We start from the raw sequence: 25,943 nt of genomic DNA on the forward strand, positions 1-25,943 counted from the left end.
CCTGGCCAAAAAACGAAGGACAATAGGCCTTTAGGCCATTATGCGACTAGCTTACGCTACCCGTTAACGCCGCCCTAGCCATCTGTCTGGTTACTCATAGCGCATACCACTTTTGCATTAGCCGTGTTTTTATCATCCGTGCCGGTCAGCGCCGCGTCAGCCACACCCCACATTCACAATGGTCGGTAAACGGAAACTGGTCAAACAACGCAAAGCGGACGATCTCATGGGTGTGCGTTAATTGGTTTAAGTTCTCTGCCAGCGTCACAGGGTTGCATGAAATATAGACGATCTGGGCGTATTCGCTGAGCTGGCGGCAACTTTGCTCATCAAGCCCTGCCCGCGGCGGGTCCACCAGCACCGTAGAAAAGTCGTAGGATTCAAGCGCCATCTCTGCCACACGGCGACCGGTTTTCTCGCCTTTTAACGCAAGGGCGAACTCCTCTGCCGACATGCGCGCCACTTGGGCGTTGGTCACGCCGTTCGCCGCGAGGTTGACGTTGGCGCTGGCCACCGACGTGCGCGAGATTTCAGTGGCCAATACACGGCGAAAATTCGCCGCCAGAGCGATAGTAAAGTTGCCATTACCGCAGTAAAGCTCGACCAAGTCCTCATGCTCACGCCCCGCCGTCACATCGCTTGCCCAACCCAGCATCGCCTGGCAAATATGTGCGTTGGGTTGGGTAAAACTGTTTTCGACCTGTTGGTAATGCAGCGTGCGACCCTCTAACTCCAGGCGCTCCCAAACATGATCGCGCGTCAGTACCAGACGCTGTTTACGCGAGCGACCGATGATCATAATACCCAGTTCCGCTTCAAGGGCCCGCGCTTCAGCCTCCCAGGCCTCACCCAACGGACGGTGATAGATCAGCGTGACCAGCGCCTCCCCCGAAAGCGTGGTTAAGAACTCGACCTGAAACAGTCGGTGGCGTAACTCATCGCTTTTCAAAAAGGCCGTGCGTAACAGCGGCATCAGACGGTTGATGGATTCACTGGCAACTGGGAACTGATCAAGTCGAATAACGCGCTTGCTCTTAGGATTGCCCGGCGTGACCTCAAACATGGCGTAGAAAAGATCATCGCCTTCATGCCAAATACGAAACTCACAGCGCTGGCGGTAGTGGCTGGGCGGTGACGGAAACATCTCTAAAGCCGGCGGCGCGAAGGGCTCAAAAAGGCGTTCGACATAGGCACGTTTGTCAGCCAATTGCTCGGCGTAGCGTTCGGGGTCAACAACAGGGATAGCCAAAGCGGCTCCTCTTTATGTATGGGTAAACATGATCTTGGTAAATATTAAACAGACCCTTACCACGGCTAATGCGTCAGGCTTAATGGCTGCGCGGGCTGAAATCCATAACGTGCCAAACCTTCGGTTAGGTGGTCGGCCGGGCCGGTGGTAAAACAGCGACTGTCGGGGTTCATCACCATTAGCATCTCTGCCACCTGACCGACACGCCGGGCAATGGCATCGCCAGAATCGACCCATTGAAGCGGTACCGGGGCAAGCTGGGCTAACCAGGGTTGTAAGAGGGGAAAATGGGTGCAGCCGAGCACTATGGTATCAAGTGCAGGGGTATCAATTGCAGGAGTATCCAGCGTGGACACGCCTGGCCTTGGTTGCGCAGCTTGCCACAGCGGCATCAACGCGGTGTGGATACGCGCCTTGTCGAGTGGTTGCCCCGCCAACCATGCCTCGGCTTCGCTGACCAATGCATCGGCAGCCACTTTGGTCACCACGCAGTCGCTGGCAAAGCGGTCGATCAGTTCCTGGGTATATGGGCGGCCGACCGTGGCCCTGGTGGCCAGCAGGCCGATATGACGCGTCTGGCTAAGCGCCGCCGCCGGTTTAATCGCCGGTACGGTGCCCACCACGGGGATCGACAAATGCCAGCGCAGCTTTTCAAGTGCCAAGGTACTGGCAGTGTTGCAGGCCACAACGAGTACGCTAGGTTGGCAAGCCGCAACCGCCGACAAGCAAACAGCCAGGATACGCTCGGCAAGGCTGGCGTCGTCGCGCAGACCATAGGGTAGCCACGCATTGTCACAGGCGTAGCAAAAACTGGCATGGGGATAGTGCTGACGTAACGCCGCTGCTACCGACAGCCCTCCCACACCGGAATCAAATATCAGAACAGGCCCTTGCTTCATCCTGTCACGCCACAGCCATTGCGTTTTACCACCATCGCCCCTGTCTATGCATTTTTATCAAGGCGATTAGTTTAACACGCACGCGGTAGCTGATAAGCCATCTTCAGCCAGGCCCTCATCAAACTTATACGTTGGGAACATCGGCCCCGCGCAGCTCGGCATAAAGCTCTGGATAGGCTAACTGCAAACGCTCAAGGGATTGTTCGGCGCCCACCGGCAGTGACTGGCGCAGAGCCTCCATATCGTCCTCGCTAAAGTGCTTGTCCATCAACGGAAATAGCGCTTCACGTTCCTGACGCAGGTAGGCGCGGTGCGCCTCCAGATACTCTCTCAAGTCGTCAGCGAACTTGTCCATGGGCAGCACGTTGTCCATCAAAATCATATCGATGTCATTGGATAGCTGCTGCAAACGGGGCGTCAATTGACGATAATCTTCAGCCATTTTTTCGGTGAGCGCCGTGTGTTCAGGGGCGTCCGTGCGCAGCCTTTCAACACAAATTCGCTCCAACGGCCCAGCAAAGCTGCCCATGTAGGACAAAATGTAATCCACCACCTCGCGCATTAGGTGAAAATTGGGACGCTCGCCTTGAACCAAGGCTTTTTGCTTCAATTGAAGGACGTGCAGCATCCTGGCCATATTGGCATGATCTAATCGCAGTTGGTTTAACATTGAGCCGTCTCCTTTATCGTCTTACGCCAAAGGTAGTCTGAGCAGACACGCTTTACCATACACCTTATGATGACATACCCAACCGATGGTCAGTGTTAAACGGAGCTTCCATGGATCTTTTCAGCCGCGCAACCCCTGCCGACGACGCCCCTTTAGCCTACCGGATGCGCCCGCGCCAGCTTGAAGACTATGTTGGCCAACAGGCGCTCGTTGGCCCGGATAAACCGCTACGGCGTATGGCGGAGTCGGGCGTTGTACGCTCAATGATTTTATGGGGGCCGCCGGGTGTCGGCAAAACCACCCTGGCGGAACTCCTGGCGCATGCATCCAACGCCCATTTAGAACAGCTCAGCGCGGTGATGGCAGGGGTTAAGGATATTCGCGTGGTCGTCGAACGGGCCCAGCAACTTAGTTCACCGGTTATTCTATTTTTAGATGAGATTCACCGATTGAACAAGAGCCAGCAGGACGCCCTACTCCCTCATGTTGAGTCTGGCCTTTTGACGTTGATTGGCGCCACCACCGAAAATCCGTCGTTTGAGGTCAACTCAGCACTGCTCTCTAGGGCGCGGGTTTATGTGCTGAAATCGCTGACGCAAGACGAATTGATCAGCGTGATGCGCCAGGCCCTGGACGACCCCGAGCGCGGGCTGGGCAAACGTAGCATTGAGGTGGAGCCATCGGTATTAACTGCCTTGGCCAAGGCAAGCGCAGGAGATGCCCGCCGCGCACTGGGCCTACTGGAAACCGCCTGCGATTTCACCACACAACAGGCTGGCCACGAAGTGCTGCCCGAAAGCGTACTGGCCGATGTCATCGGCCATCAGGCCAGCGCCTTCGATAAGCAGGGCGATGCCTACTACGACCTGCTCTCGGCTATTCACAAATCGGTGCGCTCCTCACGGCCCGATGCCGCCTTGCTCTACATGGCCCGCTTTATTCAAGGCGGTGGCGACCCGCTGGATGTGGTGCGCCGACTCAGCGCCATCGCCTCGGAAGACGTGGGTAACGCTGACCCTCGCGCACTACCATTGGTCATCGCCGCCTGGGATGCCTATTTACGGCTAGGCGACTACGAAGGCCAGCGGGCAATCGCCCACGCGGCGATACATCTGGCGGTGGCGCCAAAAAGCAATCGCATTGACCAGGCCTGGAACAAGGCCCAGCAGTTTGTCCGCCAACAGCCCCAGGTTGAAGTACCCACCTATCTGCGCAACGCGCCAACCAAGCTGATGGAGCAACTCGGTCATGGCGAAGGCTACCGCTATGCGCACAACGAACCCGACGGCTACCCTGCAGGGAGTGCCCACGACTGCTGGCCGGAGGAGCTGCCCAGACAAGCGTTTTATCAACCCAGCGCGTTCGGTCAGGAAAAGCGTTTTGCCGAGATCATGGCGTGGCGAAACGCCAGAAACAAAGAAGCCGACCAGGCATCGGATGCCTGATCGGCCTTTATGTAAATGAAATGAGCCTTTCCGCTAATCGCTCATAAAGCCCGGCTAGCGCTCGTCCTCACGAATCACGTCAGCTCCATCGGGGACTTCAAATTCAAAACGCTCGTCGTCAATATCTTCATTGCGCTCGGCATTGCTGAAGATAATCGATGTGCGTTGGCCGGTGCTATCGGTCATCCATAGCTCGGTGAGCATATCACCATCAAAGGTCATGCGAAGCTGCTCAAACAAAGTATCCGCGGACGTGGGCACTAGCGTGAAGATATCATCACCGCCGTCGTCCTCGTACTCGACATCGTAATTTTCGGTCAGCTCGCTAACCCGTCCTGATAGCAACAATGCGGGAGTATGAGTCACCCGCTCGTCCAGCGCCTGGACCGTCACTTGCTCAAGATCCGGATCGTAGAGATACACCTCATCACCGTCCGATACCACGGTTTGCGCATAAGGCGCTTCCACTTCCCAGCGCAACATACCAGGGCGCGACAGCCACATTTCGCCACGCGCTTCCTGCAAGCGGTCACCGCTGCCATCGAGTATTTCTTGCTCAAACGATGCCTGATAGCTTTCCAGCGGATCAAGCCGTTCGGTTAGCCGCTCAGCGGCCTCGTTGGCAATGGCCAGCGGGGCGGTGAAGGTTAATCCTAATGCGCTGGCAGCCAGTAGTAATGATGAAGGACGTCGAGTTTGCGTATCGCTCATGCGATCTCCCTAGGCAACCTTGCCAGTGAACAATGAACTTAGCCGGTCATATGGCTAGTAAAAAAGCGGATAAAGAGTGAACGTGGGGGCTAGCATAACCGTTCGTGTAGCCATTAAGACGCGCGTCCCGCTACCAAGTTTCATCGGCAGCGGGATTTCCACGCTAATTGCACGATTGGCTTAATGGCCAACAGGCGGTGGCGCCAGCACCTCCCGGGCGCCGTTGGTACCCATCGATGACACCACGCCCGCACCTTCCATGGCCTCCACGAGGCGAGCGGCACGGTTATAGCCAATTTTAAAGCGCCGCTGCACTGCGGAAATCGATGCTTTACGCGTTTGCGTGACAAACTGAACGGCTTCATCGTAAAGCGCGTCCTGCTCGGCGTCATCGCCATCGACTCCCTCGGCCTCAAGCCCAGCTAACGCGTCTGCCGAAACACCGCCCGATAAAATCTCTTCGATATATTCCGGCTCACCGCGGCGCTTCCAGTCTTCCACCACACGATGTACCTCATCGTCGTCGACAAAAGCCCCGTGGATACGATTGGGCGGCCCCGACCCGGCGGGCAAGTACAGCATATCGCCATGCCCCAGCAGGCTTTCCGCGCCGCCCTGGTCCAAGATCGTGCGCGAATCAATCCGCGATGACACCTGGAAGGCCATCCGCGAGGGAATATTGGCCTTGATCAAACCAGTGACCACGTCCACCGACGGGCGCTGAGTGGCAAGTATCAGGTGGATCCCTGCCGCACGGGCTTTTTGCGCCAGGCGAGCAATGAGCTCTTCGACCTTTTTGCCCACGATCATGAACATATCGGCGAATTCGTCGATCACCACCACGATGTAAGGCAGCTTCTCAAGTATCGGTGGCGTTTGGTGCATCTCCCAAGGCTGCGGCTCCCATAGCGGGTCAGCCACCTGGGCGCCAGCGCGCTCGGCTTCGTCCAGGCGGGCGTTAAAGCCGGCAATATTACGCACCCCCATAGCGGCCATCAGCTTATAGCGACGCTCCATTTCTGCCACACACCAGCGCAGGCTATTGGCTGCCTCTTTCATATCGGTAACTACCGGAGCCAACAGATGCGGAATACCGTCGTAGACAGATAGCTCCAGCATTTTTGGGTCGACCATGATCAGCTTTAGCTCATCCGGCGTGGCCTTGAGCAGCATCGAAATTAGCATGGCGTTGACGCCCACCGACTTGCCCGACCCCGTGGTACCGGCCACGAGCAAATGCGGCATTTTGCCGAGATTGGCGACTACCGGCCCGCCACCAATGTCCTGCCCCAGGGCCATGGTCAGCGGTGATTTTTCCTGTTGATAGCGTTCGGAATCAATGACTTCGCGTAGCCTGATCATTGCCCGATGGGGATTTGGTATCTCAATACCGACCGTCGGCCGCCCTGGAATCACCTCGACCACGCGTACGCTCTTGACCATCAACGAACGCGCCAAATCTTTGGCTAAGTTGCTGATTTTGGAAACTTTGACGCCCGCTGCGGGCTTAATTTCAAAGCGCGTAATCACTGGCCCGGGCCAGGTGTCGACCACTTCAGCTTTGACGCCATACTCGCGCAGGCGTACTTCAAGCAGCTCGGCCATATCCGCCAACTGCTCATCGGTATAGTTGGGCTGATGTGGCTCAGCCGGGGTCAGCAGGCGCAAGCTCGGCACGTCGCCTTCGGGGTCGGGTATGTGATCGAAGGAGGGACGCTGATTTTGCAGATGTTCCACCGTCCACAGCGTCGGCCCGTTATCGGCCTCCTCTTGCTCGGCGGCAACCTCCGGGCTGAAGGTCGGCTCATGACGCGCAGGCGGAGGCGTCGATGCTTCCGGTACCTCGTCGTCATCGCCCCATATCGGCTCGGGCACTACTTCAGGCACCCGATCCTTGTGCCGCTCGGCGTTCAATGACTCAGCGGCTTGTTCGGACGCTGCCTCATCCGGCACGGGTGCCCACGGCTTGTCCTCAGCGGCGGAGAGCGGTGCTGAAGAAGCCGGCACAGCCTCTGGTTCACGGCGCGAGGCGCGCAGCGGTAATGGCTCGCGGGACGCTTCGTCGGCAGGCGATGCAGGCGTGGCCGTAAAAGGTGACGCAGCCGTCGAATCAGCGCTGTGATCACGTGCCGATGGTTCAATCTCGTGCGTTGCCTGCTGGCTGGCCGGTGGCGCAGTGGTCGGCAACTGTTCAGTGGCTGCGTCTGTTTCAGTAGCGGCTTCTTTGGCTATCTCTGGAGGCGTCGCCTGGGCGCGCGGCGCTGTCTTGAAAGCCGTGGCAGAAGGTGCTCGTGCGGCCGTCCAGGGGATAGACGTGTCCGTGACGTTATCACGGCCTGCTTGGTTGTCTTCCTCCATGTCGGTCGACATCGCAGGTTCGCGGCGTTTATCGCGACTGCTGCTCTCGGCCTTAGGCTCGGGCGCTGCTTTACGTTGCGTGGGCTCTGGGACAGGTCGCGCTGCCGCTCGCTGCTTGGCTCGCTCACGGCGCGCCTGGCGACGCGCCGACCACCAACCACTCAAACGGCACAGGCGGCGGCCCACCTCATCGGCGACCTGCAGCCAGGACATGCCACTAAACAGCGGAAAACCGCTCAAAATCAGCGCAGCGGCAATCAACCCTACGCCGCCGCTGTTGACCAGCGGGCGTAGCGCACCCACCAGCCCTTCACCCAAAATACCTCCAGAGGCATAGGGCAGCAGGCTATCGGGGTTATAAAAATGCAGCGCGCCGAGCATGGTGGTGCCAAACATCAGCAGCATCAGCCCCCCGGCGCGCACCGCTACGGCCACCGGGTCCAGCTCAAAGCGCACCTGGCGGGAGCGAACCAGCCACCAGGCCAAATAGCCGACCATGCCTGGCCACCAGAGCGCACTGGCCCCCAGGAGCGAATAGAGGACGTCAGCAAGCCAGGCACCCACTGGCCCCATCCAGTTGCTGACCGCGGTTTCCGGCCCTTGGGATGACCAGCCGGGATCCGCTGGCGAATAACTAAACAGCGCCAGTAATAAAAATGTACATATCGCCAACAGCGCCACCACCACGCCATCGCGTGCGGCGCCCTGCAGGCGTAACCCAACCCGACGAGCTTTGTCCTTGGCGGCGTTGACCCGACCCGAAGACCCACTTTGGCGCGTGTTACGCTGTGTTCGCTTGTCGACCGCTTTATTCAATTTCAAGCGACTCTCCCTTTTGCACCCGATGGCGTCGTTAATCCACTTGCGAGTTTGTATCATACCGAGCATCCTGCTGCCGTCACAGGGTCGTTGATCCGCACTTGTTATCGCTGCTAATGACCGGAGCACTCCATGCTACCCTGGCTTTCCTCGCCAATGCCTCACTTTCCCCCCGTCACCTCGGCGCTGGGTTCGCCTAACGGCCTGCTCGCAGCGGGCGGCGAATTAACCCCCGATTGGCTGGTGGAAGCGTATCGGCACGGCATCTTTCCATGGTACAGCGATAACGACCCCATTCTATGGTGGAGCCCTGATCCCCGCATGATACTCCTACCTGAACAATTTAAGCAGCGCCGCAGCTTAACAAAAAAGCTGCGCAATGCGGGATTTGAGATCACCGTCGACCAACATTTTGAACAAGTGATCGACGCCTGCGCCGCGCCACGGGACGAAGAACTGGGCACCTGGATTACCGATGACATGTATCACGCCTACTGTGACCTCAAAGCCCAGGGCATTGCCCACAGTATCGAGGTGCACCATCACCAGCGCTTGGTGGGCGGCCTTTATGGTGTCGCTATGGGGCCGGTGTTTTTCGGTGAGTCGATGTTTTCCCGCGTTCCCGACGCCTCAAAAGTGGCTTTAGCGCACCTGGTCCGCGCCATGCGCGACCACGGCGGCAAGCTCATCGACTGCCAAATGCATACACCGCACTTGGCAAGCCTAGGCGCAACAACAGTCGCCCGAGCGACATTCATCAGCTATCTTGAAAAGTGGTTGCCAAGCTCTGCGTTTAGCTTTGCAACACCACCGGAGAACGCGCCCGTTGTGCCGCCTTCTCCGTGGCTATCGGCTATCGCCTGACGCAATTTACCGGTATCTATTTTACAAGCACCTTTTTTACAGGCTAACGGTGCCAACGCTAACGGAACCAGGAGGCAAACTGTGAGCAGCAACGCTCCCCGCCGGCTTGTACGCGATTTGCGCTTCTTTTTGACAGTGCCCCACGCCTGTAGCTATCTGCCCGACAAAGAAGCCACCACGCTGTTCCTGGACCCTCAGGAATCGCCCATGCCCGGTGTCTATGACTCCTTGTCCCTGCTCGGGTTTCGGCGCAGCGGTCGACATTTATACCGTCCCCATTGCGAAGGCTGTAACGCTTGCCGCTCCGTACGCGTGCCGGTCGAACGCTTTAGCCCGAACCGAACGCAGCGGCGAATCACCCGGCGCAATGCGGATATCACCACGCGCATCACCAAAGCATACTTTGATGCGCGCCATTACGCGCTTTACGCTGACTATATTAACCACCGCCATGCCGATGGCGACATGTACCCCCCAAGCCATGAACAGTATCGAACGTTTTTGACCCTGGACGAACCCTATGCTCAATTAATGGAGCTTTATCTTGAGGATCGCCTGATTGGAGTGGCTGCCTTCGACCAGCTTGAGCACGGCCTTTCAGCGATTTATACCTTTTTCAGCGTCGACGAATCCCTGGATAAGCGCTCGCTGGGCACTCTGGCTATATTACGGCTCATCGACTTGGCCCGCGACAAGCAACTGCCCCACCTTTACCTGGGTTACTGGATAGAAGCGTGTCGAAAAATGCGCTATAAGCAGAATTTTACCCCCCTTGAGGTGCTCGACGGCCGCCAGTGGCGAGAATTAATTCGCTAATCAGCCACGCTTTTTTGCCTTGACGCCAGGCTTACGGCACAATATAGCGCTATTCGAGGTGGTGCTGGCTATCAGGCACCGCATGCCCAGTCGTTTTGAGCACACCTATTACGTTGAATTAAGTGAGGAACTGCCTATATGGCACGCGAAGATCATATTGAAATGGAAGGCGTTATTGTCGATACCCTGCCCAACACCATGTTCCGTGTTGAGCTGGAAAACGGTCACGTCGTTACAGCGCATATCTCTGGCAAAATGCGCAAAAACTACATCCGCATCCTGACCGGCGATAAAGTAAAAGTTGAGCTCACGCCTTACGATCTCTCCAAAGGCCGCATCGTTTACCGCTCACGCTAACAGCGCCCAGCACGGCGTGAATCAGCGCCCTGCCCTCTTTTACTCGTCCAGCGCTACCGATGCCTGCCTGCCAAAACGACAACGCCCCGTCAATGACAGGGCGCTGCGTAGAAGTCTGGATAGCTAAGCGCCCATTAGGGCGCATCGGCCATTTCCGACTCGGTTGACAAGCGTAACTCGCCTTCCTCCAAGCTGACGTGCACGATCCCGCCCTGCTCGGCAAGCTCGCCAAACAGAATCATCTCTGCCAGCGGCTTTTTGAGCTTCTCTTGGATCAAGCGCGCCATCGGGCGTGCCCCCATGTCCGGATCGTAGCCTTGATCCGCCAGCCAATCGCGCGCCATATCGTCGACTTCCAACTGAACGCGCTTCTCGTCCAACTGTGCTTGTAGCTCGATCAGGAACTTGTCGACAACGTTGCGGACTACCGAAGTCGGTAGCGAATGGAACTGGATAATGCCGTCCAGGCGGTTGCGGAATTCCGGCGAGAAGGTACGGCGAATGACTTCCATCGCATCGGTCGAATGGTCCTGATGCTGGAAACCGATCGAGCGGCGCGATGCCTGCTCGGCCCCGGCATTGGAGGTCATGATCAGGATAACGTGACGGAAGTCTGCTTCGCGGCCGTTGTTATCGGTCAGGCGGCCGTGGTCCATCACCTGCAGCAGCAGGTTGAAGACTTCCGGGTGCGCTTTCTCGATCTCATCCAACAGCAGCACGCAGTGCGGCTGCTTGGTGACGGCTTCAGTCAGCAGGCCGCCCTGATCGTAGCCAACATAGCCCGGAGGCGCACCGATCAGGCGTGACACGGTATGCCGCTCCATGTACTCCGACATATCGAAACGCACAAGCTCAATACCCATGATATGCGAGAGCTGCTTGGCCACTTCGGTTTTACCTACCCCCGTCGGCCCAGCAAACAGGAAGCTGCCCACCGGCTTGTCGGGCGACTTCAAGCCAGCACGCGACAGTTTAATGGCAGCAGACAGCGTATCGATGGCCTCGTCCTGACCAAATACCAGCATTTTCAAGTCGCGGTCGAGTTTTTCAAGCAGCTTGCGATCCGAACTGGACACGCTCTTCGGCGGAATGCGGGCAATCGATGCCACAACCGCTTCCACCTGCTCCACATCGATGGTCTTGGCGCGCACTTCAGGCGGTAGCAGACGCTGGTGGGCACCGGCTTCATCAATCACGTCGATGGCTTTATCCGGTAGGTAGCGGTCGTTGATATAGCGATCCGCCAGACGCGCCGCGCTTTCAAGCGCCCCATCGGTATATTTAAGTTCGTGGTGTTCTTCAAACCGCGAACGCAGCCCCTGAAGAATCTTGATGGTATCTTCCACCGACGGCGCCATCACATCGACTTTCTGGAAGCGACGCGCCAAGGCACGGTCTTTCTCAAAGATACCGCGGAATTCTTGGAAGGTAGTCGAGCCAATGCAGCGCAGCTCGCCCGAGGAAAGCAGAGGTTTGAGCAGGTTAGAGGCATCCATCACACCGCCAGACGCCGCACCCGCACCAATCACGGTATGTATCTCGTCGATAAACAATACCGCATTGGGCTGCTTACGTAGCTCGCCGAGCAGGCTCTTCAGGCGCTTCTCGAAGTCACCACGGTACTTTGTACCGGCCAGCAGTGCGCCCATATCCAGCGAATACACCACCGCATCGGCGATAACATCAGGGACGTCTTCTTCGACGATGCGCTTGGCTAACCCTTCAGCAACGGCCGTCTTGCCAACACCGGCTTCGCCGACCAGCAGCGGGTTGTTTTTGCGGCGACGGGCAAGAATCTGCACCACGCGCTCAAGCTCGTGATCGCGACCGATCAAGGGGTCGATTTTGCCCAGCCGCGCCTGCTCGTTGAGGTTGGTGGCATAGCCGGTAAGCGGGTGAGCCGCGCCTTCGGCGCTGCCTTCCTCGGCTTCTTCGCCTTCCTGCTGGGAAGGCGATGGTGAAGGGCCATGCCCCGCGACCTTAGAGATGCCATGCGCGATGTAGTTAACCGCGTCTACCCGGGCAACATTCTGCTGCTTGAGGAAATAAACCGCTTGGCTTTCCTGCTCAGAGAAAATCGCCACCAGTACGTTCGCGCCGGTAACTTCACTTTTACCAGACGACTGTACGTGGAAAACGGCGCGCTGGAGCACCCGCTGAAAGCCCAGTGTCGGCTGCGTTTCGCGGTCGCCTTGGCCTTCAGGAATCAGAGGAGTGGTCGAGTTGATGAAGTCCTGCAAATCGGACCGCAGCTTGTCGAGGTTTGCCCCACAGGCTTTCAATACATCCAACGCCGAAGCGTTGTCCAAGAGCGCGAGCAACAGGTGCTCGACGGTCATGAACTCATGACGCTTGGAGCGCGCCACGGTGAAAGCCGTGTTCAGGGTCAGTTCAAGTTCTTTGCTCAGCATGGCAGTCCCCTTTTCGCTACACCCTAGGGCATATCGCCACCTAGGACTTGCGTCGGATCAGTTTAATCGACCGGCACTTTCAAACATCGGGTACAAATCGAACAGTTGCAAGCCCACCTACCGATTTTTTTCAACGCTCTCAATCGGCGGCTTCAATGTCGCTCATTAAAGGATGCTCGCACTCACGGGCGTATTCATTCACTTGGTAACTTTTAGTTTCAGCAATATCGCGGGTAAACACACCACAGGTAGCTTTCCCCTGAGTATGCACCGCTAACATCACCTGGACGGCTTTTTCACTGTCCATGTTAAAGAAGCCTTGCAGCACTTCGATGACAAACTCCATCGGCGTAAAGTCATCGTTGTGAAGCACCACCTTAAATAGCGGCGGCTGAGCCAGCTCAGGCTCGGCAGACTGCACCGTCAGGTCGTCATCGTATTCAGGCATATCGGGGCGCGTCATGCCCGCTTCAAGCGAAGACGCCTCCGGGTATGAACTGTCGGTATGGGGCATAAGCAGCAAGGTTTATCATCTCTCGGCCGACGGGCAACGTCCTAGGTAGCGATGTGCTATATAGTCAGACGTGCGCAATCAGCAAGGGTTCATGGAAAAATCAAAATTATCACATCGTGCCGGACAAAAAACCCCCGCCCGACAAGCGGGCGAGGGCTTAACGCTACGGAATCGAACTGCGTTAGTCGGCAGCGACCATCGCCAATGCGTTGTTGAGCGTTTTACTCGGGCGCATGGCTTGGCTAGCCCGTTCGCCACTTGGACGGAAATAACCTTCAATATCAACTGGCTGCCCTTGAACGCTGTTGAGCTCATCAACAATCGTCGCTTCGTTGGCTTTGAGCGTTTCCGCCAGACGTGCAAACAGCGTCTTCATCTCGGCATCTTCGTCTTGCGCGGCCAGTGCTTCTGCCCAGTATAGCGCCAAGTAGAAGTGACTGCCTCGGTTGTCCAATTCGCCTACCTTACGCGACGGTGACTTATTGCTGTCCAGGAACTGACCGTTGGCTTCATCAAGCGCATTAGCCAACAGCTTAGCGCGGGCATTACCAAAGGTGCTGCCCAAGTGTTCAAGCGACGCCGCCAGGGCCAAGAATTCGCCCAGTGAATCCCAGCGCAGGTGATTCTCTTCCAGGAACTGCTGGACGTGCTTCGGCGCAGAACCGCCCGCACCCGTCTCAAACAGCCCACCGCCATTCATCAGCGGTACAATCGAGAGCATCTTGGCGCTGGTGCCCAGTTCCATAATCGGGAACAGGTCGGTTAGGTAGTCGCGCAGTACGTTACCGGTGACCGAAATGGTGTCTTCGCCCTTGCGAATACGCTCAAGCGATACCTTCATGGCCTCCACCGGCGACAGAATTCGAATATCCAGGCCGTTGGTGTCGTGGTCTTTCAGGTAGGTTTCGACTTTGTTGATCAGTTGCGCATCGTGAGCACGGTTGGCGTCGAGCCAGAAAATCGCCGGCGAGCCGCTTTCCCGCGCCCGGGTCACTGCCAGTTTGACCCAATCCTGGATCGGCGCGTCCTTGGTCTGGCACATGCGCCAGATATCGCCCGCTTCAACGTCGTGGCTAAACAGCGTGTGGCCGTTTTCGTCGGTCACTACCACGGTGCCATCGGCAGGAATCTGGAAGGTCTTGTCGTGGGAGCCGTACTCTTCCGCTTTCTGGGCCATCAAACCAACGTTAGGCACGCTGCCCATGGTGGTCGGGTCGAAAGCACCATTTTTCTTGCAGTCTTCAATCACTGCCTGATAAATGGTCGCATAGCAGCGATCCGGAATTACCGCCTTGGTATCCTGCAGCTCGTCGTTAGCGTTCCACATCTTGCCCGAATCGCGAATCATCGCGGGCATCGAGGCGTCGATAATCACGTCGCTGGGTACGTGCAGGTTGGTAATACCTTTGTGCGAGTTGACCATCGCCATCGGTGGACGCTCTTTGTAGAGCGCCTCGATATCGGCCTTGATGGTTGCCTGCTGTTCAGCGGGCAGCTTTTCAATCGCGCTGTAAAGATCGCCAATACCGCTATTGGGATTGAAGCCCGACAGTTTAAGCGCGTCGGCGTGCTTTTCGAGAACGTCTTTGTAGAATTCCTCTACCACCATGCCAAACATGATCGGGTCGGAAACCTTCATCATGGTGGCTTTCAGGTGCAGGGAAAACAGCACGTTATCTTTCTTGGCGTCTTTGATCTGGCTGTCGATAAAATTGCGCAGGCGGCGGCTGCTCATGCAGGCCGCGTCGATCACCTCTCCTTCCTGCACGGCAAGGCCTTCTTTCAAAACGGTGTGAGTACCGTCTTTCTGGGCCAGATCGATCTTGAGCTTGCTGGCGTTTTTAATCACCGTGGACTGCTCGCTGGCGTAGAAATCGCCTTCGCTCATGTGAGCCACGTGCGACTTCGAATCAGCGCTCCACTCGCCCATACGATGCGGGTATTTACGCGCGTAGTTCTTAACCGACTTCGGCGCACGGCGATCAGAGTTACCCTCGCGCAGTACCGGGTTGACCGCACTGCCCTTGGCCTTGTCGTAACGCGCCTTGATCGAGGTTTCCTCGTCGTTCTTCGGCTCGTCCGGGTAGTCGGGCAGCGGGTAGCCCTGGCTCTGAAGCTCTTTGATGGTCGCCTTCAACTGCGGGCCTGATGCACTGATATTGGGCAGTTTGATGATATTGGCTTCAGGCGTGGTGGCCAATTGGCCAAGCTCGGCCAGGTCATCGCTGACGCGCTGTTCATCGCTGAGCAGATCAGGGAATTGGGAAAGCACGCGGGCAGCGAGAGAAATATCGCGCGTCTCAACGATAATGCCCGCCGAGTCGGTAAAGGCATCAATAATCGGTAACAACGAATAGGTCGCGAGCGCGGGGGCCTCGTCGGTGAGCGTATAAATGATCTTCGGCGTTTTGGACATTTTTGCGTTAACCTCTTTTCTCTGTCGCTGTGATTATAAATTCTTAAGCGTCGCGGCTCATTGAGCAAGAAACCTTATCGCGAAGCGTGCGGAGCTTTTGGTAGCTCCTCCCATCACATGGTGATTAATAAAAGCCACAAGGTGGTTTATCGGTGGTGGTGACGACGACCCCAGCGGTCACGCAGGAGTATACCAGCGCTGCACTTTAACCGCATGAGCGATTGTCGACAAATCAAGGGCAGCCCAAACGAGACAATGAGCAACCTATATTTACTGCATAAACCCTACCGCATGCTGTCCCAGTTCACCGACCCCCAGGGCCGCGCCACCCTGGCGGATGTGATTGACGTGCCAGACGTTTATGCCGCCGGTCGGCTCGACTACGACTCGGAAGGCCTGCTGCTGCTCAGCGATGATGGCAGCCTGATTCACCGCATTGCCCATCCGCGCCATAAACAACCGAAAACCTACTGGGTTCAGCTCGAAGGGCGAATCGACGACGACGCCCTACACGCGCTGAAAAGCGGCGTGGCGCTAAAAGACGGGCCCACGCTGCCTGCCAAGGCGCGGCGTATCGACCCACCCAACATCGCCCCGCGCCACCCGGCCATTGACCCTAAGCGCCACCCATCCACCAGCTGGCTGGAGCTGACAATCAGCGAAGGCCGCAACCGCCAGGTGCGACGCATGACCGCCCACGTCGGCTTCCCCACGCTGCGTCTGATTCGCGCTGCAATCGGCCCTTGGCAGTTGGGCGAACTGGCGCCAGGCGAATGGCGTCACGAAACCCTGCATGCGCCGCGCGCGGCGAAGCCCAATCAGCGCCCAACCCAGCGCAAACGGCCCGCATCAGGGCGCAAGCGGTCATGAAACAGACGATTCACAGCACAGCGGCCTGCGTAATTCAACAGGGCGAACGCTTTCTAATGGTCGAGGAAGCCCGCGGCGGCCCTACCACCGTGTTCAACCAGCCGGCCGGGCATATCGAACCCGGCGAAGGGCCTATCACCGCCATCTTGCGCGAGGTCGCCGAAGAAACCGCTTGGCAGGTCACGCTCACCGGCTACCTGGGGCTTTACATTTTCCATACGCCCCAGGGAAAAACCTTTCACAGCCACGGCTTTATCGCCACGCCCAAGACGTTTCTGGATACCCCGCTGGATCGTGACATTACCGCCACCCACTGGCTGACACTGGATGAAATTCAGGCGCTCAATCACGCTGGGCGATTGCGCAGTCCTCTGGTGGTCACCCGCATTGAAGATGCCATGCAACACCACCATTACCCCCTAGAGGTAATCCGCGAGTGAAGCACTCGAAGCGCCATGGCTGCATCGTGTATAATCACCGCCCAATTGCATACCACTCCAACCGAGGATGGCGATGACATCCACCACTGGCACCTCCACGCCCACGGCGTCTGCGACCGGCAAAGTGATTGTCGGCATGTCCGGCGGCGTTGACTCTTCCGTATCGGCCTTGTTGTTACTACAACAGGGCTACGACGTGGAAGGCCTGTTCATGAAAAACTGGGACGAAGACGACGGCACGGAGTACTGCACGGCGAAGGAAGACCTCGCCGACGCCGAAGCGGTGTGCGCCAAGCTTGGCATTAAGCTGCATACGGCCAATTTTGCCGCCGAATACTGGGATAACGTTTTTGAGCACTTTCTCGCCGAGTACAAAGCGGGCCGTACACCTAATCCGGATATTCTGTGCAACCGCGAAATAAAATTTAAAGTGTTTCTTGAATACGCGGAGATGCTCGGCGCGGAGAAAATCGCCACCGGTCACTATGTTCGTGAAGGCACCCGGGAAGGTCGCCCCCGCCTGTTAAAAGGCCTGGACGGCAACAAGGACCAGAGCTACTTCCTGCATGCCGTGCCCGAAGCTGCCATTGCGCGCACGCTATTTCCGGTGGGTGAGCTGGAAAAGCCTGCGGTGCGCGCGCTGGCCGAGCAGCACGATCTAATCACCGCCAAGAAGAAAGACTCCACCGGCATCTGCTTTATCGGCGAACGCCGCTTTCGCGACTTTCTCAAGCAATACCTGCCCGCCCAGCCCGGCACCATCGAAACCCCCGAGGGCGATGTGATCGGCGAGCATATGGGGCTGATGTATTACACCCTCGGCCAACGCCAGGGGCTCGGCATTGGCGGCTTGGCCAACTATTCCGAAGACCCGTGGTATGTCGCCCAGAAAGATCTGGAACGCAACGTGCTGGTAGCCGTGCAAGGTAAGCATCATTCGCTGCTCTATAGCGATGCGCTGGTCACCGAGCCGATGGACTGGGTCGCCGGTGAGCCACCGGTCACCCAAGGGCGCTTCACGGCTAAAACCCGCTACCGCCAGAGCGATCGAGGCTGCGAGATAATTGCCAAGCCTGATGGCAGCGTCGAGGTACATTTCGACGATCCCCAACGCGCCGTAACCCCAGGTCAGTCGCTCGTTCTCTACGACGGCGATATTTGCCTGGGCGGCGGTGTGATTCACTCCACATGGAAGGCAACCGAGGCAGCCACATGAGCCCTACCACGCCCATTCATCGCGCGCCGGAAACCCCGGCCGCGCGCCAAGCACTGGCGCTAGCAGGGGTCTTTCAGGCCGCAAGCCTGGTGGACGAACTGGCCCGCACGGGCCAAGTAGAGCCGCGCGCCTGGGAAACGCTTATCCAAGCGACTAGCGACCCTAACCCGGAAAGTTTTGAAGCAATCTACGGCGGCCACCCCAACAACCTGCGCCAGGGATTGGATACTCTCGAAATGCTGGTCGGCCGGGAACAGGCCAATCCGGTGGTGCTACGCTATGGCTTTTCGATACTGCTATTGATGAACAAGCTGCGCAACAACCGCAACATGATGGATACCCTGGGGCAGAAGTTGAGCCATATACAAGGTCAGGCGGAACACTTTGGTGCCACCCATGAAAACGTGGTCGCAAGTCTGGGCGAAGCCTACCAGGAGACCATCTCGACGTTTAAAAACCGCATTGTGGTTCAGGGCGACCCCTCGCTGTTGCAAACCCGCATGATGCCCGAGCGTGTGCGCGCCTGTTTGATGGCCGGCATTCGTTTTGCGCTGCTATGGCATCAGCAAGGCGGCCGACGCTGGAAACTGATGTTCCAACGCAAAGCCCTGCGTCGCGCGCTGGATGACTTGAAATAACGTCCCTTTACCCCTAATCGCTTTCAGAACTGGAAACCAAGCCATGCAACTCTCTGCTTTGACCGCTCTTTCCCCCGTTGACGGCCGCTACGCCAGCAAAGCCGCCGCGCTGCGCGAACATTTCAGCGAATTCGGCCTGATCCGCGCTCGGGTCATCGTGGAAGTCCGCTGGCTGCAGCGGCTCGCCGAACACAACCAAATCGTCGAAGTACCGCCGCTTTCCGCCCAGGCGACGGCGTTTCTTGAAGCGTTGATCCGCGACTTTTCCGTGGCCGACGCTGAGCGTATCAAGGACATTGAGCGCACCACCAACCACGACGTCAAAGCGGTGGAGTACTTTCTCAAAGAGAAAATTGCCGACAACAGCGAACTGCATGCGGTGACTGAATTCATCCACTTTGCCTGCACCTCGGAAGACATCAACAACCTGTCCTACGGCGTAATGCTGGCCGATGGCCTCCAAGCATTGCTACCCGTCATGCATAACGTTGCCGACGATATCACCGCACTGGCCATCACCCATGCCGGCCAACCGATGCTGTCGCGCACCCACGGGCAAACCGCCAGCCCCACGACGCTTGGCAAGGAAATGGCCAACGTGGCTTATCGCCTCAAGCGCCAGCTCAAGCAGATCGAGCGCGTCGAGATTCTGGGCAAAATCAACGGCGCCGTGGGCAACTACAACGCTCATCTGGCGACCTATCCCGAAATCGACTGGGAAGCCAATGCGCGAACTTTCGTGGAAGGCCTGGGGCTGAGCTTCAACCCCTACACCACCCAGATCGAACCCCACGACTACATCGCCGAGCTATTCGACGCCATCTGTCGCTTCAACACCATCCTGATCGATTTTGACCGCGACGTCTGGGGCTACATTTCGCTTGGCTACTTCAAGCAGCGCACCGTGGAAGGTGAAATCGGCTCGTCGACCATGCCGCACAAGGTCAACCCCATCGACTTTGAAAACTCGGAAGGCAACCTTGGCTTGGCCAACGCGGTACTCGGCCACCTGGCGCAAAAGCTGCCGATCTCGCGCTGGCAGCGCGATTTGACCGATTCCACCGTGCTGCGCAACCTGGGCGTGGGCCTGGCCTACGGGCTGATTGGCTATCACGCCAGCCTCAAGGGCATCAGCAAGCTGGAAGCCAATCCTGAACGTCTGGACAGCGACCTGGACAACAGTTGGGAAGTGCTCGCCGAGCCGATTCAAACCGTCATGCGCCGCTACGGTATTGAAAAGCCTTACGAAAAGCTCAAAGAGTTGACCCGGGGCAAGCGCATCGACCAGGCTGGCTTTGCCGCCTTTATCGATACCCTGGCGCTACCCGACGACGTCAAAACCGAGCTGAAGGCAATGTCACCGGCAAGTTACATCGGCGACGCCGAAGCCCAGGCAAATGCGCTACGTCAACGATTGGATGCACTATAATCCGGTTTTGGCCCTTACATCGGTTTTAACCAACTGCTTACACTGCGAATCTTCGCGCTAGGATAACGTCATGCACCCTTCCGATAAGCCACTTACCTTGCTAGGCGACTTGACCCCAGCAGAATTCTTGGCGAGCTACTGGCAACAAAAACCGCTGCTGATCCGCGGGGCAATGCCTGACTTTATCAGCCCCATCGAACCCGACGAGCTGGCAGGACTTGCCTGCGAGCCCGGCATAGAGGCGCGTCTGGTGGAAGAAAAAGGCCCCAACGGCGCATGGGAGGTATCCCACGGGCCTTTCGATGAAGCCACCTTTGAGCGCCTGCCCAACGGCCACTGGAGTCTGTTGGTTCAAGCCGTGGATCACTATCTGCCGTCGGTGGCCGCCCTGTTGGATGAATTCGATTTTCTGCCCCGCTGGCGACTAGACGACGTGATGATCAGCTATGCTCCGCCCGGCGGCAGCGTCGGTCCCCATGTCGACCAGTACGATGTGTTCCTGTTTCAGGCCAGTGGCCAACGCCGCTGGCAACTGGGTGGCCAACCCGGTGATGACGCGCCGATTATTCAGGGCATTGACCTGCGTATCCTGGAAACCTTCGCGGTTGAAGAAGACTCCGACTGGGTGTTGGAACCCGGCGACATGCTCTACTTACCGCCAGGCTGGGCCCATCACGGCGTTAGCCAAACGGAAGACTGCATGACCATGTCGGTAGGCTTCCGCGCACCCTCGGCCGACGAAGCGGTCACGTCCTACGCCGATTTCCTGGGCGAACAGCTGCCCGCCTCCCTGCGCTACGCCGACCCCGAACTCACGCCCGCAGAACACAGCGGCGAGCTCGACGATGCCGCAGTAGAGCGTATGCGCCAGCTAATCGTGTCGACGCTGGATAATCCACAGCAAATCGCCCAGTGGTTCGGCCGCGTGATGACTCAACCCAAGTATGTCGACCAAGTCGTACCGCTTGACCCTCCCATGACCGAAGCCAACCTTGTTGCTCAGCTACAAGAAGGCGAGCCGCTATACCACATGCCCGGCTCACGCTTCGCCTGGCGCAGCGAGGGTAACGCCACCACGCTGTTCGCCGACGGTGAAGGCTATGCCTGCTCGGAAGCGCTGGCACAGCGCCTGGCGTCAACCGCACCGCTTCACGAGGATGTGCTGGAATTGCCAGGCGCCAAATCGCTCATTACCCAGTTGGTCAACGCCGGCAGCCTAAGCTGGTTACATGACGACGATGGCGACGACGACGAATAACATGCCCCGCGACGCTCTACCGGTGAATATCCAAGAGGGTGAATGGTCGTTGCTCGGCAACATCGCAAGCCCTATTCGCCGCGTAGTGTTCATCGACGAACAGCAGGTGCCCCAAGACGAAGAATGGGACGGCCAGGACCCAGCCTGCCGTCACTTTGTTGCCTATCTTAACGACCAACCAGTAGGCACCGCGCGGCTACTGCCCGACGGCCATATTGGCCGCGTGGCAGTGCTTGCCGAGGCACGCGGATCAGGCATCGGCGGCCAATTAATGGCCGCCGCCATCGCCTGTGCCCAGCGTCTTGGCCACCCTCAAGTAGCGCTCAGCGCGCAGCTCCATGCGCTGGCGTTCTACGAACGGCTCGGCTTCACCGCCCACGGCGACATCTTCATGGACGCAGGCATTCCCCATCGTGAGATGACCCTTACCCTCAGCCCATCGCCTGCTCGCTAGTTGCGAAATTCCACTACACAATCCCACCGCTTTGTTACCCGGCTGTAGTCGGGCTACAACGCTGCCTGCCCCCAAGTGTCAATTGTTGCCTACCTCGCCTTCGGGGATAGTGGTTTTACTGCAGTGCCACATGGCCTGCCCGAAATCACCGCGCTTACGACGTTCTATTAAGAGACTTATTTCTTAAAGACACGCCAAGCGAATTGAACGATGCTGAAAATGACTTCGCAGGTGCAGCATAAGAAACTGCTAACGTGCGCATCGTTATCACAACCCCGGAGGGATTAGCTCATGACTGGACTACTTGAAGAGATCAAGGCACTGGCCCAACTACGCGAAGCACAAGGCGGCAAATGGGACAACATCAAGCCTGAATACGCCGCGCGTATGCGTGCCCAGAACCGCTTTCACACCGGCCTGGACATCGCCCGCTACACCGCCAAGATCATGCGCGACGACATGGCCGCCTACGATGCCGACACCGCCAACTACACCCAATCACTAGGTTGCTGGCACGGCTTTATCGGCCAGCAGAAGATGATTTCCATCAAGAAGCACTTCGGCACCACCAAACGCAGCTACCTCTACCTCTCCGGCTGGATGGTTGCCGCCCTGCGCTCCGAGTTCGGCCCGCTGCCCGACCAGTCCATGCACGAGAAAACCTCGGTCGCCAATCTGATCGAAGAGCTCTACACCTTCCTCAAGCAGGCCGATTCGTGGGAGCTCAACCACCTCTTCCGCGCGCTGGACGACGCCAAAGAGGCTGGCGTCAAAGCCAAGGAGCAGGAACTGATCAGCCAGATCGACAACCACGAAACCCACATCGTGCCGATCATTGCCGACATCGACGCTGGCTTTGGCAACGCCGAGGCCACCTACCTGCTGGCCAAGAAGTTCATCGAAGCCGGTGCCTGCTGCATCCAGTTGGAAAACCAGGTATCCGACGAGAAGCAGTGCGGCCACCAGGACGGCAAGGTCACCGTGCCCCACGAAGACTTCATCGCCAAGATCAACGCCGTCCGCTACGCCTTCCTCGAGCTGGGCGTCGAAGACGGCGTCATCGTGGCACGTACCGACTCGCTGGGGGCGGGCCTTACCCAGAAGATCGCCGTGACCAACGAACCGGGCGACCTGGGCGACCAGTACAACAGCTTCCTGGATGGCGACGTGATCGAATCGGCCTCCGACATCAACAACGGCGACGTGGTCATCAAGCAGAACGGCAAACTGGTCAAGCCCAAGCGCCTGGCCTCCGGCCTTTACCAGTTCAAGCCCGGTACCGGCGAAAACCGCGTGATACTCGACTGCATCACCAGCCTGCAAAACGGCGCTGACTTGCTATGGATCGAAACCGAAAAACCCCACGTTGGCCAGATCGCGTCGATGGTCAACCGCATCCGCGAAGTCTGCCCAGATGCCAAGCTGGTCTACAACAACTCACCGTCGTTCAACTGGACGTTGAACTTCCGCCAGCAAGTGTTCGATGCCTGGGAAAAAGAAGGCAAGGACGTCTCGGCCTACGAGCGCGACAAGCTGATGAGCGTCGAGTACGACAACACTGAGCTTGGTCAGCTTGCCGACGAGTGGACGCGTAACTTCCAGCGCGACGGCGCGCGGGAAGCGGGCATCTTCCACCACCTGATTACCCTGCCCACCTACCACACCGCGGCGCTGTCTACCGACAATCTGGCTAAGGACTACTTCGGTGACGAAGGCATGCTGGCCTACGTCAAGAAAGTTCAGCGCGAGGAAATCCGCCAGGGCATCGCCACAGTTCGCCACCAGGACATGGCTGGCTCCAACATCGGCGATGATCATAAAGAGTTCTTCCACGGTGACGCCGCGCTGAAAGCAGGCGGCAAAGACAACACCATGAACCAGTTTGGCTAATACTCACCCCGAGCCAATTCGCTAGCCGTACCAACGCCCAGCAGGTTTGACCTTCTGGGCGTTTTTTTCACCTAGTTTTGCACACTATTTTCTTAATCAGCGACTACACTCGCTATCATTACTTTTATTCTCAACAAACTGCTTTGCAACCTGAGCAATATTGAGTATGTTGTTAACGAACACTGTTCTATAATTTAGTCACATGTCCCGTAGCTAACGGGTTGGCTAAGCGACCCTCTCGGAGGTTTCCATGAAGCGTTTACTCCCTATCGCCGCACTCAGCGTTCTCGTTCTCGCTGGTTGCGCCAATACATCGGGCTATTCGGGCGATGTGTACAGCGGTAATCAAGCCAAGACCAGCCAAAGTGTCAGGATTGGCACTATTGCGGCGGTACGTCCGGTAAAAATCCAAGCGGATAGCCGCACGGGCGGCCTGCTAGGCGGTGGCGGCGGCGCGATTATCGGCGGCCTGCTGGGTAACCAAGTAGGCGGCGGCTCTGGTCGGCAACTCGCCACCGTTGCTGGTGCGCTGGGTGGCTCCATTGCCGGTACCGCTGCCGAAGACCGCGCCAACCGTATTGACGCACTGGAAATGGAAATCCGCCTGGAAGACGGCAGCGATGTGGTTGTCGTTCAACGTGCTGACCGCGATTTCCAGCCCGGTCAAAAAGTTCGCCTGATTGGCAACGGCGCCAACGCAAGTGTCGCCCCCTACTAATTAGCGAAGCGTCGGTATAGCAAAGCGCCCCGCCAGCATCGCTGACGGGGCGCTTTTTGTTTCACCAACTTAATCCACGGACTGGCTTAATGAGGCGCTTTACTGGATGCCCAGTTAATCAGTTTAAATACCACCAAACCGATAATGCCCAGCAGAATGGCAACTAGCAGAACATCTACCGGGCGTACCAGCGTGGTCGCGCCCAGCACGGCCAGGGCCGATACCCACAGCCAGCGATTATCACCGTGGGTTTTCAGCGCAGCGGGCAGCATTTTATCCAGCCCAGCGCTCACGGTTTGCCAGCGCTGATTAACAAAATAACCAATCAGCACAAAGGCGATCAGCCAAATCAGTAATAAGGTCATGTCATGCTCCGTAGAAGGTGCGGCGGAAAAAGTGTTCGGCTAGGGTAGCCCTGCACAATCCAGGGCGCAATACCGCCAAAAGATGAGAGACGGAAAATCCCCTTCTACCCCCTGACAAGCCAGCGCTCACGCGTTACCATGTTGGGACATGCACTCACCGAAAGGTTATTTAATGCAAATTGCGCAAAACTCGGTTGTCGCGTTCCACTACACCTTAACCAATGATGAGGGTGAAGTGCTAGACAGTTCCGAAGGCCGTGAGCCACTCACCTACCTCCATGGTTCAGGCAATATTATTCCTGGCCTGGAAAAAGAGCTTGAAGGCCACGGTGCTGGCGAAAAGCTGAACGTTAAAGTGACCCCGGAAGAGGGTTACGGCGAAGTTCAGGAACAGCTCATGCAAGAAGTTCCGCGCGATGCTTTCCAAGGTGTTGAAAGCGTCGAGCCGGGCATGCAGTTCCAGGCGCAGACCCAAGGCGGCCCGCTAATGGTTACCGTTAAGAAAGTCGAAGGCGACACCGTCGTCGTCGACGGCAACCATCCGCTAGCCGGTCAGCACCTCAACTTTGACGTTGAAATCGCCGAAGTACGCGAAGCCAGCGAAGAAGAAGTTGAGCACGGCCATGTTCACGGCGAAGGCGGCGTAGAGCACTAAGCTCTTCCCCTGGGCTGTTCATCAGCCCACGCGTGACATGCGAAAAGGCGACCCAAGCGGTCGCCTTTTTTATGCTTTACTCCTCAGGAATCAATACCAGTTGGCCGTGACGAACGCTGCGCGATGAGGTCACCTCGGCAGCGAACTGTTTGAGCGCTGCACCCTGCCCCTTCAATAGCGCTACCTCCAGGCAGCTGTCGTGATTAATATGCACGTGAAGCGTCGACAGCGTCAGGTCGTGATGGTCATGGGAATGCCGGGTTAAGCGCTTGGAAAGCTCACGCGCGGCGTGGTCATAGACATATACCAGCGCTCCCATACAGGGCGTCTCGGGGGCCGCTTCTTGCTTCACCTGATTGAGTCCACTGCGGGCTAAATCGCGGATCGCTTCCGAGCGATTCTGATAGCCCCGCTCACGCATTAGCGTATCCACTTCTGCCAGCAATTCTTCGTCAAGCGTTACCGTTACTCGCTGCATGCA

General features: G+C 57.6%; 24 protein-coding genes. 14 read left to right on the plus strand and 10 right to left on the minus strand.

Annotated features, from left to right (window positions below):
* Nucleotides 1–145: 145 nt before the first annotated feature.
* The 3 genes from trmA to GA0071314_RS12360 all read right to left on the minus strand — a co-directional run bounded on the left by trmA (nucleotide 146) and on the right by GA0071314_RS12360 (nucleotide 2,818).
* On the minus strand, nucleotides 146–1,249 hold the full coding sequence (trmA, locus tag GA0071314_RS12350; RefSeq protein ID WP_074396923.1) for a tRNA (uridine(54)-C5)-methyltransferase TrmA: 1,104 nt from the start codon (nucleotides 1,247–1,249) through the stop codon (nucleotides 146–148).
* Between the two features lie 65 nt (nucleotides 1,250–1,314).
* A complete protein-coding gene (locus GA0071314_RS12355; RefSeq protein ID WP_074396924.1) occupies nucleotides 1,315–2,148 on the minus strand; it encodes a glutamate racemase in 834 nt (277 codons plus the stop codon).
* Nucleotides 2,149–2,272: 124 nt separating this feature from the next.
* A complete protein-coding gene (locus GA0071314_RS12360; protein ID WP_074396925.1) occupies nucleotides 2,273–2,818 on the minus strand; it encodes a hemerythrin domain-containing protein in 546 nt (181 codons plus the stop codon).
* Between the two features lie 110 nt (nucleotides 2,819–2,928).
* Between GA0071314_RS12360 and GA0071314_RS12365 the strand changes: the two genes are divergently transcribed.
* Nucleotides 2,929–4,263: a replication-associated recombination protein A gene (locus tag GA0071314_RS12365; protein ID WP_074396926.1), complete on the plus strand. Its 1,335-nt coding sequence runs from the start codon at nucleotides 2,929–2,931 to the stop codon at nucleotides 4,261–4,263.
* Nucleotides 4,264–4,317: 54 nt separating this feature from the next.
* Here the strand turns inward: GA0071314_RS12365 and lolA are convergent, their stop codons facing one another.
* The gene (gene lolA / locus GA0071314_RS12370) at nucleotides 4,318–4,974 is read right to left on the minus strand and encodes an outer membrane lipoprotein chaperone LolA (protein WP_074396927.1); all 657 of its coding nucleotides are present in this window, start codon (nucleotides 4,972–4,974) and stop codon (nucleotides 4,318–4,320) included.
* A 180-nt stretch (nucleotides 4,975–5,154) separates the two neighbouring features.
* Entirely contained in the window at nucleotides 5,155–8,154 is a 3,000-nt protein-coding gene (locus GA0071314_RS12375; protein ID WP_074396928.1) for a DNA translocase FtsK, read from the minus strand.
* A 129-nt stretch (nucleotides 8,155–8,283) separates the two neighbouring features.
* On the opposite strand from GA0071314_RS12375, the gene aat reads away from it, so the two are divergent.
* From aat to infA, 3 genes are all read left to right on the plus strand, one after another.
* Nucleotides 8,284–9,015 (plus strand): leucyl/phenylalanyl-tRNA--protein transferase, encoded by a 732-nt coding sequence (gene aat, locus GA0071314_RS12380; RefSeq protein ID WP_074396929.1) that lies wholly within the window; start codon nucleotides 8,284–8,286, stop codon nucleotides 9,013–9,015.
* A gap of 81 nt (nucleotides 9,016–9,096) precedes the next feature.
* A complete protein-coding gene (locus tag GA0071314_RS12385) occupies nucleotides 9,097–9,831 on the plus strand; it encodes an arginyltransferase (protein ID WP_074396930.1) in 735 nt (244 codons plus the stop codon).
* A 138-nt stretch (nucleotides 9,832–9,969) separates the two neighbouring features.
* Nucleotides 9,970–10,188 carry a translation initiation factor IF-1 gene (gene infA / locus GA0071314_RS12390; RefSeq protein WP_007111068.1) on the plus strand — a complete coding sequence of 73 codons (219 nt, stop codon included), beginning with the start codon at nucleotides 9,970–9,972 and terminating at the stop codon, nucleotides 10,186–10,188.
* A gap of 134 nt (nucleotides 10,189–10,322) precedes the next feature.
* Here infA and clpA read toward each other — a convergent pair whose 3' ends face one another.
* The 3 genes from clpA to GA0071314_RS12405 form a co-directional block, all read right to left on the minus strand.
* Nucleotides 10,323–12,599 carry an ATP-dependent Clp protease ATP-binding subunit ClpA gene (gene clpA / locus GA0071314_RS12395; protein WP_074396931.1) on the minus strand — a complete coding sequence of 759 codons (2,277 nt, stop codon included), beginning with the start codon at nucleotides 12,597–12,599 and terminating at the stop codon, nucleotides 10,323–10,325.
* A gap of 139 nt (nucleotides 12,600–12,738) precedes the next feature.
* Complete coding sequence (gene clpS, locus GA0071314_RS12400; RefSeq protein ID WP_441316770.1) at nucleotides 12,739–13,062, minus strand: ATP-dependent Clp protease adapter ClpS; 324 nt, start codon at nucleotides 13,060–13,062, stop codon at nucleotides 12,739–12,741.
* Nucleotides 13,063–13,294: 232 nt separating this feature from the next.
* Nucleotides 13,295–15,529, minus strand: coding sequence for an NADP-dependent isocitrate dehydrogenase (locus GA0071314_RS12405; protein WP_074396932.1), 2,235 nt, complete (start codon nucleotides 15,527–15,529; stop codon nucleotides 13,295–13,297).
* A 255-nt stretch (nucleotides 15,530–15,784) separates the two neighbouring features.
* Between GA0071314_RS12405 and GA0071314_RS12410 the strand changes: the two genes are divergently transcribed.
* From GA0071314_RS12410 to GA0071314_RS12450, 9 genes are all read left to right on the plus strand, one after another.
* Nucleotides 15,785–16,399, plus strand: a complete 615-nt coding sequence (locus tag GA0071314_RS12410) for a pseudouridine synthase (protein WP_074396933.1) — start codon at nucleotides 15,785–15,787, stop codon at nucleotides 16,397–16,399.
* A complete protein-coding gene (locus GA0071314_RS12415) occupies nucleotides 16,396–16,839 on the plus strand; it encodes an NUDIX domain-containing protein (protein WP_074396934.1) in 444 nt (147 codons plus the stop codon). The genes GA0071314_RS12410 and GA0071314_RS12415 overlap by 4 nt, the downstream gene beginning before the upstream one ends.
* Nucleotides 16,840–16,912: 73 nt before the next feature.
* Entirely contained in the window at nucleotides 16,913–18,055 is a 1,143-nt protein-coding gene (gene mnmA, locus GA0071314_RS12420; protein WP_074396935.1) for a tRNA 2-thiouridine(34) synthase MnmA, read from the plus strand.
* Complete coding sequence (gene hflD / locus GA0071314_RS12425; RefSeq protein ID WP_074396936.1) at nucleotides 18,052–18,693, plus strand: high frequency lysogenization protein HflD; 642 nt, start codon at nucleotides 18,052–18,054, stop codon at nucleotides 18,691–18,693. Before mnmA ends, hflD begins: the two co-directional genes overlap by 4 nt.
* Nucleotides 18,694–18,736: 43 nt before the next feature.
* On the plus strand, nucleotides 18,737–20,122 hold the full coding sequence (gene purB / locus GA0071314_RS12430) for an adenylosuccinate lyase (RefSeq protein ID WP_074396937.1): 1,386 nt from the start codon (nucleotides 18,737–18,739) through the stop codon (nucleotides 20,120–20,122).
* A 70-nt stretch (nucleotides 20,123–20,192) separates the two neighbouring features.
* Entirely contained in the window at nucleotides 20,193–21,380 is a 1,188-nt protein-coding gene (locus GA0071314_RS12435; RefSeq protein ID WP_074396938.1) for a cupin domain-containing protein, read from the plus strand.
* 1 nt (nucleotide 21,381) lies between these two features.
* Complete coding sequence (locus GA0071314_RS12440; protein WP_096298605.1) at nucleotides 21,382–21,834, plus strand: GNAT family N-acetyltransferase; 453 nt, start codon at nucleotides 21,382–21,384, stop codon at nucleotides 21,832–21,834.
* 291 nt (nucleotides 21,835–22,125) lie between these two features.
* The gene (locus GA0071314_RS12445; RefSeq protein ID WP_074396940.1) at nucleotides 22,126–23,724 is read left to right on the plus strand and encodes an isocitrate lyase; all 1,599 of its coding nucleotides are present in this window, start codon (nucleotides 22,126–22,128) and stop codon (nucleotides 23,722–23,724) included.
* Between the two features lie 250 nt (nucleotides 23,725–23,974).
* On the plus strand, nucleotides 23,975–24,442 hold the full coding sequence (locus tag GA0071314_RS12450) for a glycine zipper 2TM domain-containing protein (RefSeq protein WP_074396941.1): 468 nt from the start codon (nucleotides 23,975–23,977) through the stop codon (nucleotides 24,440–24,442).
* Between the two features lie 86 nt (nucleotides 24,443–24,528).
* On the opposite strand, the gene GA0071314_RS12455 is transcribed toward GA0071314_RS12450, so the two are convergent.
* Nucleotides 24,529–24,807 (minus strand): hypothetical protein, encoded by a 279-nt coding sequence (locus GA0071314_RS12455; RefSeq protein WP_074396942.1) that lies wholly within the window; start codon nucleotides 24,805–24,807, stop codon nucleotides 24,529–24,531.
* Between the two features lie 172 nt (nucleotides 24,808–24,979).
* Between GA0071314_RS12455 and GA0071314_RS12460 the strand changes: the two genes are divergently transcribed.
* Nucleotides 24,980–25,462, plus strand: coding sequence for an FKBP-type peptidyl-prolyl cis-trans isomerase (locus tag GA0071314_RS12460; RefSeq protein ID WP_074396943.1), 483 nt, complete (start codon nucleotides 24,980–24,982; stop codon nucleotides 25,460–25,462).
* A gap of 76 nt (nucleotides 25,463–25,538) precedes the next feature.
* Here the strand turns inward: GA0071314_RS12460 and nikR are convergent, their stop codons facing one another.
* On the minus strand, nucleotides 25,539–25,940 hold the full coding sequence (gene nikR / locus GA0071314_RS12465) for a nickel-responsive transcriptional regulator NikR (protein WP_074396944.1): 402 nt from the start codon (nucleotides 25,938–25,940) through the stop codon (nucleotides 25,539–25,541).
* Nucleotides 25,941–25,943: the final 3 nt, after the last annotated feature.

The organism is Halomonas sp. HL-93 (assembly GCF_900086985.1).
Taxonomy (GTDB): domain Bacteria; phylum Pseudomonadota; class Gammaproteobacteria; order Pseudomonadales; family Halomonadaceae; genus Vreelandella.

Bases quoted from the DNA above. Each gene is read 5' to 3' on its own strand.
- GA0071314_RS12355 (WP_074396924.1), bottom strand. From the start codon at position 2,148: ATGAAGCAAGGGCCTGTTCTGATATTTGATTCCGGTGTGGGAGGGCTG.
- GA0071314_RS12360 (WP_074396925.1), bottom strand. From the start codon at position 2,818: ATGTTAAACCAACTGCGATTAGATCATGCCAATATGGCCAGGATGCTG.
- GA0071314_RS12365 (WP_074396926.1), top strand. From the start codon at position 2,929: ATGGATCTTTTCAGCCGCGCAACCCCTGCCGACGACGCCCCTTTAGCC.
- lolA (WP_074396927.1), bottom strand. From the start codon at position 4,974: ATGAGCGATACGCAAACTCGACGTCCTTCATCATTACTACTGGCTGCC.
- aat (WP_074396929.1), top strand. From the start codon at position 8,284: ATGCTACCCTGGCTTTCCTCGCCAATGCCTCACTTTCCCCCCGTCACC.
- infA (WP_007111068.1), top strand. From the start codon at position 9,970: ATGGCACGCGAAGATCATATTGAAATGGAAGGCGTTATTGTCGATACC.
- clpA (WP_074396931.1), bottom strand. From the start codon at position 12,599: ATGCTGAGCAAAGAACTTGAACTGACCCTGAACACGGCTTTCACCGTG.
- clpS (WP_441316770.1), bottom strand. From the start codon at position 13,062: ATGACGCGCCCCGATATGCCTGAATACGATGACGACCTGACGGTGCAG.
- GA0071314_RS12405 (WP_074396932.1), bottom strand. From the start codon at position 15,529: ATGTCCAAAACGCCGAAGATCATTTATACGCTCACCGACGAGGCCCCC.
- GA0071314_RS12410 (WP_074396933.1), top strand. From the start codon at position 15,785: ATGAGCAACCTATATTTACTGCATAAACCCTACCGCATGCTGTCCCAG.
- GA0071314_RS12415 (WP_074396934.1), top strand. From the start codon at position 16,396: ATGAAACAGACGATTCACAGCACAGCGGCCTGCGTAATTCAACAGGGC.
- mnmA (WP_074396935.1), top strand. From the start codon at position 16,913: ATGACATCCACCACTGGCACCTCCACGCCCACGGCGTCTGCGACCGGC.
- hflD (WP_074396936.1), top strand. From the start codon at position 18,052: ATGAGCCCTACCACGCCCATTCATCGCGCGCCGGAAACCCCGGCCGCG.
- purB (WP_074396937.1), top strand. From the start codon at position 18,737: ATGCAACTCTCTGCTTTGACCGCTCTTTCCCCCGTTGACGGCCGCTAC.
- GA0071314_RS12435 (WP_074396938.1), top strand. From the start codon at position 20,193: ATGCACCCTTCCGATAAGCCACTTACCTTGCTAGGCGACTTGACCCCA.
- GA0071314_RS12440 (WP_096298605.1), top strand. From the start codon at position 21,382: ATGCCCCGCGACGCTCTACCGGTGAATATCCAAGAGGGTGAATGGTCG.
- GA0071314_RS12445 (WP_074396940.1), top strand. From the start codon at position 22,126: ATGACTGGACTACTTGAAGAGATCAAGGCACTGGCCCAACTACGCGAA.
- GA0071314_RS12450 (WP_074396941.1), top strand. From the start codon at position 23,975: ATGAAGCGTTTACTCCCTATCGCCGCACTCAGCGTTCTCGTTCTCGCT.
- GA0071314_RS12455 (WP_074396942.1), bottom strand. From the start codon at position 24,807: ATGACCTTATTACTGATTTGGCTGATCGCCTTTGTGCTGATTGGTTAT.
- GA0071314_RS12460 (WP_074396943.1), top strand. From the start codon at position 24,980: ATGCAAATTGCGCAAAACTCGGTTGTCGCGTTCCACTACACCTTAACC.
- nikR (WP_074396944.1), bottom strand. From the start codon at position 25,940: ATGCAGCGAGTAACGGTAACGCTTGACGAAGAATTGCTGGCAGAAGTG.